The sequence below is a fragment of the Paenibacillus sp. VT-400 genome, assembly GCF_001029205.1.
Taxonomy (GTDB): Bacteria; Bacillota; Bacilli; order Paenibacillales; family Paenibacillaceae; genus Paenibacillus; species Paenibacillus amylolyticus.
Window position 1 is genome coordinate 237,335 of the sequence record NZ_LELF01000059.1, and the last position, 13,151, is coordinate 250,485.

General features: G+C 43.8%; 10 protein-coding genes and 1 pseudogene. 3 read left to right on the forward strand and 8 right to left on the reverse strand.

The genetic code is table 11. The annotated features are described in order from the left end of the window. Positions 1 to 118: 118 nt before the first annotated feature. Positions 119 to 754: a class I adenylate-forming enzyme family protein gene (locus EL84_RS32725; RefSeq protein WP_053061419.1), complete on the reverse strand. Its 636-nt coding sequence runs from the start codon at positions 752 to 754 to the stop codon at positions 119 to 121. Next, complete coding sequence (locus EL84_RS07875; RefSeq protein ID WP_047841283.1) at positions 745 to 1,695, reverse strand: AMP-binding protein; 951 nt, start codon at positions 1,693 to 1,695, stop codon at positions 745 to 747. Before EL84_RS07875 ends, EL84_RS32725 begins: the two co-directional genes overlap by 10 nt. 651 nt (positions 1,696 to 2,346) lie before the next feature. Between EL84_RS07875 and EL84_RS07885 the strand changes: the two genes are divergently transcribed. Continuing rightward, entirely contained in the window at positions 2,347 to 3,993 is a 1,647-nt protein-coding gene (locus EL84_RS07885; RefSeq protein WP_047841285.1) for an RNA polymerase sigma factor, read from the forward strand. A gap of 490 nt (positions 3,994 to 4,483) precedes the next feature. On the opposite strand, the pseudogene EL84_RS07890 reads toward EL84_RS07885, so the two are convergent. Then, a pseudogene (locus tag EL84_RS07890) lies at positions 4,484 to 5,149 on the reverse strand (Type 1 glutamine amidotransferase-like domain-containing protein). Positions 5,150 to 5,323: 174 nt separating this feature from the next. Beyond that, positions 5,324 to 6,547 (reverse strand): RNA polymerase sigma factor, encoded by a 1,224-nt coding sequence (locus EL84_RS07895; RefSeq protein WP_047841286.1) that lies wholly within the window; start codon positions 6,545 to 6,547, stop codon positions 5,324 to 5,326. Positions 6,548 to 6,801: 254 nt separating this feature from the next. Between EL84_RS07895 and EL84_RS07900 the strand changes: the two genes are divergently transcribed. Continuing rightward, positions 6,802 to 7,620: a hypothetical protein gene (locus EL84_RS07900; RefSeq protein ID WP_047841287.1), complete on the forward strand. Its 819-nt coding sequence runs from the start codon at positions 6,802 to 6,804 to the stop codon at positions 7,618 to 7,620. Between the two features lie 109 nt (positions 7,621 to 7,729). Here EL84_RS07900 and EL84_RS07905 read toward each other — a convergent pair whose 3' ends face one another. After that, positions 7,730 to 9,265, reverse strand: coding sequence for a helicase DnaB (locus EL84_RS07905; protein ID WP_036605770.1), 1,536 nt, complete (start codon positions 9,263 to 9,265; stop codon positions 7,730 to 7,732). A gap of 384 nt (positions 9,266 to 9,649) precedes the next feature. Beyond that, on the reverse strand, positions 9,650 to 9,943 hold the full coding sequence (locus EL84_RS07910; protein ID WP_036673352.1) for a YuiB family protein: 294 nt from the start codon (positions 9,941 to 9,943) through the stop codon (positions 9,650 to 9,652). Positions 9,944 to 10,394: 451 nt separating this feature from the next. Here EL84_RS07910 and hemQ point away from each other — a divergent pair, with 451 nt between their 5' ends. Further along, the gene (gene hemQ / locus EL84_RS07915; RefSeq protein WP_036605768.1) at positions 10,395 to 11,141 is read left to right on the forward strand and encodes a hydrogen peroxide-dependent heme synthase; all 747 of its coding nucleotides are present in this window, start codon (positions 10,395 to 10,397) and stop codon (positions 11,139 to 11,141) included. Between the two features lie 303 nt (positions 11,142 to 11,444). On the opposite strand, the gene EL84_RS07920 is transcribed toward hemQ, so the two are convergent. Together EL84_RS07920 and EL84_RS07925 are read right to left on the reverse strand one after the other, a co-directional pair. Continuing rightward, positions 11,445 to 11,699, reverse strand: a complete 255-nt coding sequence (locus EL84_RS07920; protein WP_036605767.1) for a hypothetical protein — start codon at positions 11,697 to 11,699, stop codon at positions 11,445 to 11,447. Then, positions 11,696 to 12,889 carry an NAD(P)/FAD-dependent oxidoreductase gene (locus EL84_RS07925; protein ID WP_036605766.1) on the reverse strand — a complete coding sequence of 398 codons (1,194 nt, stop codon included), beginning with the start codon at positions 12,887 to 12,889 and terminating at the stop codon, positions 11,696 to 11,698. The genes EL84_RS07920 and EL84_RS07925 overlap by 4 nt, the downstream gene beginning before the upstream one ends. Between the last annotated feature and the right edge of the window lie 262 nt (positions 12,890 to 13,151).

Below are 13,151 nucleotides of genomic sequence, written 5' to 3' on the forward strand. Positions count from 1 at the left end.
CACCAGCATAACAGTAATGAAAACAAACAGCCCTTCACTTCCAAAAGGAAGTTGAAGGGCTGTTTTTGTTGATCTAACAATAAATATTCTGCCCAACAGCTATTAAACAGCATTCCCGTTAGCATAGTCCTTCGGATGAAATTGAGGATAGATGCTTGCGCAACTGCTTTTTGTCTATTTTATCCACGGCTGTTCTCGGCAAAGTATCCACAATGAACAGTTGAGTCGGCCATTTGTACGGAGCAAGGTGTGGCTCACAAAACGCCCGCACCCGCGTCAGATCCAAACTGTCACCATCCCGTAACACTATGAAAGCGACGAGTTCCTCTCCTTCGTCAGGAAGAGAATGCCCGATTACGGCCGCCTCGCTTACCGCCTCATGGCTCACAATAACATGCTCCACTTCGGCACAAAACACATTGGAACCGCCCACAATAACCATATCCTTCAAGCGATCAAACACATAAAGATAACCTTCGACATCCAGACAACCGACATCCCCAGTTCGAATCCAGCCATCGGACATGGTCTCGGCAGTAGCCTCCAACTGGAGCCAATACCCCAGCATGGTCTGTGCACCCCGAACAACGATTTCTCCAGCCTCGCCCGTAACTGTCTCACTTCCGTCCGTATCTATTATCCGAACTTCGAAGGCCTGCTCACCTTGGGCAGCCAAGTCAGCAGGACGACCTACGGATCGAAGGCGATGAGGATCGCCCATATGCTGAGCAGGAAAAAGGCGGCTTATGGACATTCCACATTCCGCTTGTAGTAGTTGTTCACAATGATAACTTCAGGAAATTGCGATACGACCTCCTGTAGTGTATCCGGGGAAATGATGGACCCTCCGCAACCAATAAGCGATAGGCTCTTCAAGTTTCTACCTCCTACGGATGCCTCGCGGGTAAGATCACGAAGCAGTTGGCCTACTGTGCTGAGTTGTGTAATCTGATCACGTTCAATAGCTTCCATAATGCGGTGTACATCCGCTGGGTATTCGTCTAGAAATACAAGGCAGCCTCCGGCAACCATGGTCGCCCACAGCTGGAACTGACCCACCAGATGGGATAGGTTGAGCACTAACACACGACGCCTGAGATCATGACCGAAGCCTGCAGAAGGCGTAAGTTGATTCCAAGCAGCCATACCACGATGCGAATGCATGACCCCTTTTGGTCGACCAGTTGTCCCACCCGTATAAATCAGGACTGCCGTATCGTCTACACTTCGTTTGGAATGGTCTTTTGGAGAGAACGCAGGTTCCTGCTGTAAAAGAGCAGCGAGCGAACTGCTATTCGTCCCTTCTTCGTCTATCGTGAACAGTTTTGGACAATACCCAAGAAGCTTTACCGTGGCAATAGCTACTTTAGCATGTTGGTCATCATGAATAACCATATGTGGTTCTGCATCCTGAAATATGGCAGCGAGTTCAGGTACTGTTAGCATAGGAGAAGGAACGAGTGGTATAGCGCCGATCCCAACTGCTGCATAAAACGCAACAACGAGCTGGGGATCTGGATCACCTAAAAGGGCAATACGATCACCGGCCCGGAGTCCTTCAACATACAGGGTATGACTGAATCTTTCAACCAGACCGTAAAGCTCCCCATAACTCATCGTTTGCCCATGTCTCATTAACGCAGGTTCCTCAGGGTACAGACTTGCTGCAATTGGCAATCGTTCGGATAGAAGCAAGCAATTACCCCCAACATTTAAATTCCCATTTCTCCGTTAAGAAAACTATGGAATAAAAAGAGAGTAGCATATATCTGGAATAATAAGTAATCATCATCCCCTATTAAGCTCATAAATTCTCCTGATATTACAGTTCTGCCCACATATGATCCTTGCCGTTAACCTACTTGCTAGCTTAATTAGGCAGATCAAATTGGGCTCCTTTTTAAATCCGTTAGTTGTAACGTTGATTCTTTGTGCATTAAGCTAACGTTTCCCGTTATTTTAATGAACCTCAATTATGCATTTGAATAATTAATCGAGACCACTCCTGGTTAATTACGGAACGAAGGAGTACCCCAAGTACCCGAAGAAGAACTTCGGCTCGAGCTCCTAGTTTGTATCCTCCCTTAGTTGAACGGAAAAAAGTATCTTTATATACTAAAAGTGAGATCTTTACATCTAAAGTAATCTTCATCTTGTTTAACAAAAAGTTCATAACGCCTCTTTAACCATTTAAATGACCTACTCATGATGTTGATGTTTGTAATTATACATGTATGAGCGATCCGGTAGGACGTCCAAATTTTTTAAAAAATAATTCCAACCTTTATTTCGCCTGGCACACTATATAATTGTCAGGAATTACAGATGCAACTATGGAGGCAAAAGATGGATTCAATTGGTAAAAACGAAAAAGAAGCGGCGGAAGCAATTCGGAGCTATGTCAAACCGATTTTCGGTTTTGCCTTAAATCGTATCAAACAGCGGGCCGAGGCGGAGGATCTGGCTCAGGAGATTATGCTGCAGTTGTTAAAATCCTTCTCTGGGGTGCGGGACATTAGAAGCCTTGACGCTTACGTCTGGACGGTTGCCCGATACACTTGGGTGAATTGGTTGAAAAAGCGTGCGCACGTTCCCCAAGCGTTCGAAATCAACGGCATGTCCGAACTGTCTGCTGCCCCTTCCCGAGAGCCGCTTGACCGGCTGCTGGTAACCGAAGCTTACCGCGAGCTCCGTCGAGAAGTCGCGTTTCTGTCCGACATCCATCGCCGGATCGTGGTCATGCATTACTACGACGAGCTTAAAATCAGCGATATCGCGATTGCTCTGAACATTCCTGTCAACACGGTGAAGTGGCATTTGAGCGAGGCCAAAAAGAAGTTACGGAAAGGGATGAAACGTATGCGTGCAACAGGAACTTTAAGTGTCAATCCGATCAGCATGGGGGAAATGGGCCATTCCGGTTCGGCCGGCAGCCTGGGCGAAACCAACGATTTTCTTGGACGCGCCTTGGCGCAAAATATCGTTTACGCGGCTTATCATAAGGCGCGTACCGTACATCAAATCGCGGAGGAGCTTGGAATGCCGCCGTCTTTGCTGGAAGGCGAAGTCCGGCATCTGGCCGATTACAATTTTCTCATCCAAACCTCTCCCGGCAAATATCAAAGCAATACCATCGTCTGGGACCTCTTCGAGTTAGCCGTAGCTGGTCATCAATTCTGGCAAGATTGCGCCGCCGAAGTGGCCGATGTTCATTTCGACGCGTTAATGGAAGTTCGCCGGCAAGTCGAGGATAGCGGAGTGTACGTTCCGGACGGCGACTATAACTTCCTGCTCTGGACCTTGCTGCCCAAGAACGTCGAGGAGCAATCTTGGCGGAGCATGCCGGCGGGCGACAACTTCGATGCGGTCGCACCAATGCGAAAGGACGGAGGTCAGTATATTGCCTATGCGGCGTTGAACACGAGCAGCAATGCCGATCCGGGTTTTGATTTGAGCAGTTACATCACCTTCGGTCCGTCGCTCCGCTACGTCGAAGACAGCCCCTTATACTTGTGGCAATTCAATACGTACTGGAGCGACCGCCAGGTGGATTGGCGTTCCCTGGAATACCGGAATGTCGAGATTTGTCATGCGTTCCAACAAGGAGAACTGCCCGACAACGAAGAGAACAGCGAGCAATATTCGTTCCTGCTGGAGAAGGGGTACATCCGCAAAACGGAGGAGGGGTACAAGTTCAATGCGGTTTGGATCGACTCTCCGCAAACGTTGGATCGGTTGAACAAGGCAATGCCGGATTTGTCCGCTCTGTATGCGCCTGCTGTCGGCAAGCTCTACGATAAAATGCTCAAGCTGTTCCTGCAAAATCAGCCGAAGCATTTGGAGCCGCAACTTGCTTACATGGTGAGAGGCAACACCGGCGGAGGCCGGCTTGTCGCTTATATTTTGAAGCATTTGATCGATAACGGGAAGTTGAAACCGCCGTTGCCGCACCAGCAGAAGACGATTTCAACCTGGATGGGGCCGGTCAAGTAAGTCGGTTCGGAAATGTATACGAAGGATAGTCGTTCCCGGACGGTGGCCATTTTTACACAAAACTTTGTCTGTCCTGTCCAACGAAGTGATTAGGACATCGCTATTTCACACGGCCCCCTCCTGAACGTATGGAAATGATTAAAAACTACCCATGACGCATGTGCGTCATGGGTAGTTTTTAATCGCAATCGTATAACGTTTCCCGTTAGCTTAATGAGGAGCTCATCATCCTAGTATAATTTTCGTGTTCTCTACCGTCCCCAAAGGTATACCAATAAGGATAACGATCCCTGTTGTCAGTCCACTAGTTGAAATAATCAACTGATTACTTTGATACCTGCCGACTATAGGCCATAGGAATATTAAGATTGCATCTGTTTACAAACAGTATTCCAATTATAGAAGGGAGACCTGAGATGATTCGCCTGTTAGCCATGATTTTATACATCAAAAGGAATTACTTATGTAAGGTCACAGCCACTCACCCTAATTAGAGCGTCTCAACCAACTTCTGAATCTTTGAGTGGGAAATTAAATATACAGGTCCCATTATTTCTATTTTGCCGTCCTTTACACGTATAGCGCTCTCCTGTTCTGCTGCATAAATATCAATCTCTTCAGACAAGGGGAACAGGTAACCTTGAACAAACGTTGCGTAATCGCGTTGAGAATGAGATTAGTAGGCAAAATGATCAAAGCCAATACCATCATAAATAGTACTTGTTTCAACTTCATCAGTGTTATTCAAACTTAACCATTTTGCAGCCATGTTTAACGCACCGGCGCTGGCACCCATTATAACCGCATTGCTATTCTTAATAATATCCGATAATTCATATTCCGCCAAAAATTTGTTCTGCAGAACAGGATATCCACCGCATAAAAAAATGACAGAAGCGTTCTGAATGAATCGCTGAGCATCTTCTTTCTGCATACGGTAATCAATGAAATGATATTCATCAAAAATAATATTAGCCTGATTCAACCATGTCCATTCAGAAATATCATCAAAGTTAACTTGCTCATCTTTATAACCAGACGGATTAGCACTAATCATAACAAGCGATTTTCTGTCTTGTATATCCTCCTGCAAATAATGGACCAGCTTCTCAGGAAAAAAATGATTAAACCAACTGAAATAGTAGTGAGTTTTCAAACTTAATTACCTCCATATGTATTATTTACATTCATCCATAGGATTCATAGACAACCTCTTTTTATATGCATTATACAAAATAACCCAATTTATTGATAGTACCTTTACCATAACTCTAACCACGTTAAAAAAAGCCCGGTTCTTCCCCCCGGGCAACATACATTTTTGTATGGGTTACTTACTTATAAATTCTACCATCTTCTGATGTAATTCTTTCTCGGAACATTGAAAGATACCATTAAAATCCTGGGGGTTACGGATCAATTTGTTTAACTGGTCTATTCCATATTGTTGAACAACAAACTCCACAAATAGGAACGAAAACTGAAAACCCTTCATCGTTTCGAAATCCCAGGTATCATTATCTAATTGTTCGAACGTTGGGATCTCTAGATTGTGGATAGCCTCTTCTGTTGTACCTTCAATATAGTCCTGAGTCATCAGCTTGGCTTCATATCCACCAATTCCTTGCCTTATCCATTTCGGAGCCTTCGGATTGATTTCACTTATTAGCCACATGGTGAACAAGTGAACCGTACCTTTAAGAATCGATTGATAGGTATGCTCCGGTCCTGGATTTAATGGAGATACAATTTTAAGAATACTCCCTTCATAGGTACCCATGAACCAATTCGGAGCATCTGCTTCTCCGACCGCTTGGTGAAACGATGGCATATCAGGATATACTTCAATCGTTACTTTTCGCGATGGATGATAATTGTACTTTAACGAGATTCGTTCAATATGATCACTTAGTTCATTGAACAAATCATGGTGTACTTTATTAGGCGTATTGTTCAATCCCTCGTTTTCACCCTTATTAACAATTGAAATCACATCTTGAATAGACATGATCGTAACGCCTCCCCATTCTTTCAGTTCCTTTTTAAGTTTTTCCAAAGCTCTATAGAGCCTGTTCTTTACTGCACTCTCACGCATCCCTACAATCTTAGAAATTTCAAGCAATGTGCAGTCCACAAAAAAGCGTAATGCAATGATTTCCTGGTCGGTTTCATTTAACTTTTTCAGCGCAACTCCGATATCAATTCGAAAATCAACATACTTCGTAAATTCAAGGGAGATCGACTGTGATTCATATCCCGTAAAATCAAACGGCGTTTCTTTTTTTCGCGATAATCTTCGATATTCGTTTTTCACTGTATTCTGAGCAATCTTGAATATCCATGTAAATAAATTTGATTTCCCTTGGAATCGGTGAAGATTCTCGACTGCTTTTAAAAACACCTGTTGAGTCAAATCATCTGCAACCATCGGGTTCAATTTCAGGGAAAAGTAGTTGCAAATTCTTTGACGATACAGCTCATAAGTGTTCTCAAAGTTAGTGATACTTTCCTGTTTATCCGGATAAACAGGTTTTGTGTCATGAGCTCCTGACATGGTAAGAACCTCCTCTTGATTTACAATGAATTAGACACCAGAGAGAGTCAGAAGGCCACATAAATATAAAATAAATATGTATTCAATCTTTCAGGTTTGTTACTTACAGGACTAATCACCCTTTTTGAAATCTCACTTCATAATTCTCTATGATTTTATATCTTTACAAATGAGTAATCATAAGAAAAGAATGGAATATATCTGGAGGGAATCACATTATGTAACCGCCTTCCCAAAATGAAGGAGAGATAATAATGAAATACACTAATGTTTTATTATCAAGCGTCATTGTTTTAGGTAGCTTAGGCACGTTATCAACTGCATCATCTTCACTTCATACTTCAGATAAAATAGCACATATTGTTGCTAACTCAACATCTGTGAACTCTTCGACATACCAGAGTATATCTAAGTTTGAAAAAACAAAAGGCTCAAACAAAATTGTCTGGAGAGGCGACGACATCACGATAACCGCGAACACCTTAAAGCAAGATGCTGCTGCTGATTTCGAGCAAAACATCATTGACACCATTGTAGTTACTCATGGTAAAGAAAAGCACACCCTACAAACGGGAGATTTTGAAGTTAAATTATTGGATATCACTAGTGTTGCTGTATCTCCATCGAATGAATGGATTACTATCCAAGTAGAAAAAAGTGCTGGCAGCAACCTCATTCTCATGAACCTTAAAACAGGAAAGTACACGATTATAAACGAACGTCTTGAAAAAGCAGGTAAACAAAATGTAGAAACCCTTTCATCATATAATTGGTCACCAAAAGAAGACATTATTGCATTTTCTTATGGAAGTACGGATAAAAGCACGTTAGCAATATACGACACTAAGAAAGACAGCGTTGTTTATCTCCCTCGGGCAACCAACTATATTAGCACAGGTCTAATTTTATGGCATAAGAACGGAAAAAATATTGATTATATTAGTGAGTATCCTTCAGATCAATGGATTCTTTTCAGATACGATACAGGAAGCAAAAAAGTTAAGCCTGTAAAAAAAATCACAAAAAAAGAATTTCAGCAGTGGTTTAGATTAGATAAATATTCTAAAAAATAATAAAAAAAATGATTAAACGTAAAATACGTTGCTTCAGTTCAACTTATATAGCAAAAAGGCGAGTCTCCATTAATCGGAGGACTCGTCTTTTTGGCTTTATTAAAAATATTTAAGAAGTTCCTTTTTGCTTACTCGCCTGCATCTGCTGGGCAAATCTCATCATCTCTTCGAACTCTTCCTCGGATACGGCGTCCCCATCGGTGCTTATGTCTTGTACAATCGGAATTTCGGGCTTGGCTTTGGTTCCTTTGCCGTATGTACGGGTACGGGTTCCAGCTGCACCAGCAGCCTGTTTGCCTTTGACCTTGGCCTGATCACGAATATATTGCACAGCTTTCTCATATGAGTTCACCTGCTTGAGCAGCATGTTGGAGGCAATGGCCTCAACGAAGTTACGGTTAATCCGTTGCTCGCCGCCAGATACAAGTAATGCCATCAAATAATGAATCAATACATTGATGACTTCACCCGGCAACTTGTAACTCAGATCAATTTTCTCAAATATATCGATGAGATTGTCCGGTACTGCACCTGGGAAGAACGTCTGCAACAGACGTGTGTATGGCTCATTGCGCAACATCATATTATATTGATGAATATCACACTTGGTCATAAATTGTGGAGGTACTTCGACGTAGTATTCCATCTGTACTCCATGCTCAACAGGTGGTTCACCGGAGTCTTCTTTCCGCTCTGGCTCCTCCATATGCTGTCTCAGTGCCACGACCTTGGCCGCCTGTACAGTCTGTTGCTCATGACGCTTCTTCGTCTGTCTGAACTGCATGCTCGCCTTATGCTGAAGATCATCCAGAATCAGCTGGCCCTGTGGACTGAAGATATCATCTTCGTCCAGCAGACGGCATACATCCTGCACACTGAGGTTAAACTTGTTTACTACATAATTTACAATGCCCAGTTGTTCATGATCGAACCGCAGCTGTTCTACATGACGACGATTGACCGACTCCCGTGGAAAACGCAAAATAATGTCGGCATAGTTCAAACTATTTTCTTCCGCTGCATCATTCGTGCCTGTCCGCTGGGCCGTAGTTGATACTTCCGACAAAGCCTGCTCCAACTCGTAATCAATCACATGGGTATTCAATTCAAATATATCGTAAAAGGGAACGGAAATATTCTCTTTATTGGCTGCCGGATAAGGCGCGTCCCCATTTTCCACTGCCGAGAAACCCGAACGCAGGGAAAGGACGGCGAATTTGCCTATCTTGTCACGAAGCAGCAGTGTCAAATGCTGTGTCCGGAAAAACTCTGCCGGAGAGAGCGGCGGTTGCAGCTCATATTCGTAGATGTAATCATCATTTTCCGGTATATATAGCCGTGAAGTCTGAAGTAGCCCCACTGCCTCAAGCTTGGATGTCTGCTCTAACAAATATTTGCGCCCTTTCTCACTTGGCTCCAAGCCAAGCGTCATGAACAGCCTCCGTTGCTGTTCAAGCGGCGAATAACCGACCTGTTCACCGGGAAGATGCTGAAACAACAGCCGATACAAGCCAACCGCAAAAGCACCTACCATGGGCTGATATGCTCCTGTAAGCATACGGTCATCCAGGGCGCTAAGTCCAAACTCCCTGTATACGCAGTAGCGATGATGTTCAGTATAATGGTGCAGATTCTTCATGCGCATAGCCTGATCTCCTTCTCCCCAAAAGTATGTTTATCTATTCTATCATAAATGTCTGATCCTCAAATGCTCAAAAACAGGTAAAAAGATGGCCTGTTCTCGTTCCGTTTCGTCCTAGGTCGACATCATTCACGTTTTCGCCGAATTCAGCAAATTTCTAAAATAAAATGTCGAGAGCCGCTAGAATACTATAAAAGCTCTAGCAGCAGAATACAAGTGAAGATCTGAAGAGAATGTTCTCCAGATGTATATGAAGTACAAGTGTACAATAATCCTTCTAATATAAATGAACAGCAAAAAAGCCTTCCCTTTGTACTCGTAAGCGTTTACGACAAAGACAAGACTTTCACGCGATTACAGTGGCATGTGTTACCTCTTTCCAACAATCTAAAACATTCTGTACCCACCCAAACGCAACTTCTGGATCGTCCAGCCACTGATTATCGCACCAGCCAGTCCAGCGATGCCCGTCATATAGTCTACAAGCTGGAAAGAACCCAGATGTGACATCAGAGATGACGACTGATCCCATAGAGAGTACACAACAATAGGCAGAATTACAATAATGAACAGATAGGAAGGAAACCAGGTTGTCTTCATCAGCATGTTCAGAATGAAACCGATACCAAACATCATAACGAAAAATAATACCATCAATACTAACACAGGTATAAATTGCATCGGGCGACATTCACCTCTTCTTTCACACATTCAGGTTTCACTTCTGGATAGTAGTTAGTGTACCGCAAAAAATGTGGCGAAGCAACGAACTTTCTGGACAAATTTCCCTATATTTATACTCTGTTCATTTGCCCTTCTGCTTCATGTTGGGATACAATGTAAACGATAAAGCAATCACCCGTCCCTTATAGTGCGTGTTCAAAAAGACTGGTTTTCAGTACCGAGAAGATGGAATGAAGTTAGAAATGGAGCAGCGGAGCGTAGATAGAGCTACGTGAGCAGCTACAATGTTTCCTAAGGAAACATACTTCGTAAGCCTCCCACTTATTTCGGCTGAATGCCATATTCGACGCTGAAGATGCCACCAGGCATGATTCGTAATCAAAAGCGGACTTTTTGAACACCCTCTTATAGGGATTTGGAAATATACCTTGCAGGAGGAACACAACCAATGAACGAAGCCGCATCAACACTGGAGGGCTGGTATGCCCTGCATGATTTTCGCTCGATTAACTGGGCCGCCTGGAAAGCAGCAGATGATGAAGAACGCGCTGTAGCACTGGACGAGCTTCAGGAATTCTGGAAAGAATGGAAAGAAGTCGAGGATTCATCCAAAGGAAGTACTGTTGTATATACGGTTGTAGGTCAAAAAGCAGACCTCGTCATGATGCACCTGCGTGAAACGCTGGAGGATCTGAAGGCTGTTGAGAACGCGTTTAACAAAACGATGTTTGCCCAATACACAACCAAATCGTATTCATACGTCAGTGTAGTGGAACTGAGCAACTATCTTGGCAAAGAAGGCGAAGACCCGATGCAGAATCCGGATATTATCGCCCGTCTGAAACCTGTTCTGCCACAACGACAATACATCTGCTTCTATCCAATGAACAAAAAACGTGAGCTGAATGACAACTGGTACATGCTGTCCATGGACGAGCGTCGCACCATGATGCGCAGTCACGGCATGATTGGCCGCAGCTATGCGGGTAAAGTAAAACAGATCATTACCGGCTCTGTCGGTTTCGACGATTGGGAATGGGGTGTTACGCTATTTGCGGATGACGCACTTCAGTTTAAGAAACTCGTCTATGAGATGCGTTTCGATGAAGTTAGCGCCCGTTATGGCGAATTCGGTTCGTTCTATGTGGGAAGTCTGTTGAACGAAGGAACACTGGAAGACATGCTTAAGCTGTAAAAATAGTACAAAGCACAATAAAGCACCGCGACATCTCCTGTAAAGGATACTGTCTGCGGTGCTTTATTATCTATCTATATTCTACTACCTCAAGCTTGATTTAGATCTATATTGTTTGAACTATTTATTTACACAAAAACGGAAAGGACAGAAAAAACCTGAAAAAGCGAAGCGTTCGCCTTTATCACCGGATTTTCCCTTTAACAAAAGGGAATCAAAAAAATCTGGGGATAACAGCGATTGGAAGGTTATTCTGTCATTGAAGTGTATGTGTAAACATCTTTAGTTCAACTTATATCGTCTCTAATCCTCGTCCTCATCATCTACCGCTTTCAGCGATTCGAGGAATTCGGCTGTGGCCCGATCACGGTCACGTCCCTTCTCTTTAAGCCGCTCAATCGCAGGCATAATGAGAATATCCACTTCTTTCTGCACGATGTAGGCCAGATCATACTGATCCTGTTCCTCGAGATAACCACCGACCTGCATCAGGGCGTTGTAACGATCCAGCTCTTCACGTGTTAATAGTCCCCGGACCTGAACACTGCAATGTCTCATCCAAAAAACCGCCCTTTCTTCAGTACCAGCGGAATACCACCAATGATGAACAGATAACGCAGATCTACCAGCTTCTTCAACTGAGCCGCTTTCCAGCCCTTGTATTTCTTGCCGCCCACAACGGCAATAGCTTCACCTTTACCAAGTGATGCAACCGTGCCTTTGCTCGTAAATACAAAAGGTTGTGGCTGTTTCTTGCGAATGGATGCCACGACGTTCTTAGCGCAGTTCACACCCTGCTGCATCGCAATCTGAGCTGTTGGCGGATAAGGCCGTCCTTCAGCATTGAACACAAGTGAATTATCACCAATGACATAGACATGCTCATGTCCAGGAGCACGCAGATAATCATCTACCTTCACACGTCCTCGCATCACTTCAAGACCTGCCTGTTCAAGCAGTGAGTTACCGCGAATACCGCCGGTCCATACGACTGTAGCTGCATCGAGCTTTTCACCTTCACCCACAATAACCCCGTCCGGGAGACATTGCTTGATTGGAACACCAATTTTGAAAGTAACACCCTTTTTCTTGAGCACATTCATTGCATGTTCTACCAATTCCGGGTCAAATCCAGGCAAGGCCGAAGGCGCTGCCTCTACATTATAGATGTGCACATGTTTCGGATTCACGTCGAACTCCTTGCACAGCTGTGGAATACGATCTGCAAGTTCAGCTACGAATTCAACACCACTGAAACCCGCTCCACCTACGACAAACCGAATACGATTTCGTTTGTTATCGTTTTTGTACATCGCAAATTGATATTCGATGTGTTCTCGAATCAGTCTGACCGAGTTAATGCTGCGGATTGTCATGGCGTGATCGAGCATCCCTGGAATACCGAAAGTCTCAGGCTCACCGCCTAGTCCAATAATCAGATAATCATAGGATAACGTGCCGTCCTCCAGAATAATCTTCCGATCCTGCAGACGAATCTCCTTCACGGAAGACTTGACCAGATCAATCTTGAACTCATCAATCAGCTTCGAAATGGGTACTCTTGCATGCTCAATGGTATCCGTGCCGGCTGCCGGCATATGTAGATGTGTAGTAATATAATGATAATCATGCCGATTCACCAGTGTGACGTCGGCCTCGTTATAGTTCAATTCCTTCTGCAGCCGCTGGGCTGTCAGAATCCCGCCATAGCCCGCGCCGAGGATGACGATTTTGGGAATACTGCTCATGTCTATACCCCTTCCGGTTTCACTTGCATCAGCCCGATCTTGGGTGAAATGCAAAATGCACATACTTACAAATATTGATGAGGTCTTGCCCATTATGACGACAAATGTTAACTTCGCGAATTTATTTAAACGTTTGCATCAATTTCATAACTCACTAAAAATGGATTTTATGAAACTAGATATCGACGTATCGAACCGTTTTGATCTATATCTAGACTTGATTGAAGCAACTAAAGGGTTTATGAAATTGATACGTTTGCAC

What these genes read in the sequence shown, in the direction of transcription:
- EL84_RS32725 (WP_053061419.1), bottom strand. Translation starts at nt 754, where the DNA reads ATGTCCATAAGCCGCCTTTTTCCTGCTCAGCATATGGGCGATCCTCAT.
- EL84_RS07885 (WP_047841285.1), top strand. Translation starts at nt 2,347, where the DNA reads ATGGATTCAATTGGTAAAAACGAAAAAGAAGCGGCGGAAGCAATTCGG.
- EL84_RS07895 (WP_047841286.1), bottom strand. Translation starts at nt 6,547, where the DNA reads ATGTCAGGAGCTCATGACACAAAACCTGTTTATCCGGATAAACAGGAA.
- EL84_RS07900 (WP_047841287.1), top strand. Translation starts at nt 6,802, where the DNA reads ATGAAATACACTAATGTTTTATTATCAAGCGTCATTGTTTTAGGTAGC.
- EL84_RS07905 (WP_036605770.1), bottom strand. Translation starts at nt 9,265, where the DNA reads ATGCGCATGAAGAATCTGCACCATTATACTGAACATCATCGCTACTGC.
- EL84_RS07910 (WP_036673352.1), bottom strand. Translation starts at nt 9,943, where the DNA reads ATGCAATTTATACCTGTGTTAGTATTGATGGTATTATTTTTCGTTATG.
- hemQ (WP_036605768.1), top strand. Translation starts at nt 10,395, where the DNA reads ATGAACGAAGCCGCATCAACACTGGAGGGCTGGTATGCCCTGCATGAT.
- EL84_RS07920 (WP_036605767.1), bottom strand. Translation starts at nt 11,699, where the DNA reads ATGAGACATTGCAGTGTTCAGGTCCGGGGACTATTAACACGTGAAGAG.
- EL84_RS07925 (WP_036605766.1), bottom strand. Translation starts at nt 12,889, where the DNA reads ATGAGCAGTATTCCCAAAATCGTCATCCTCGGCGCGGGCTATGGCGGG.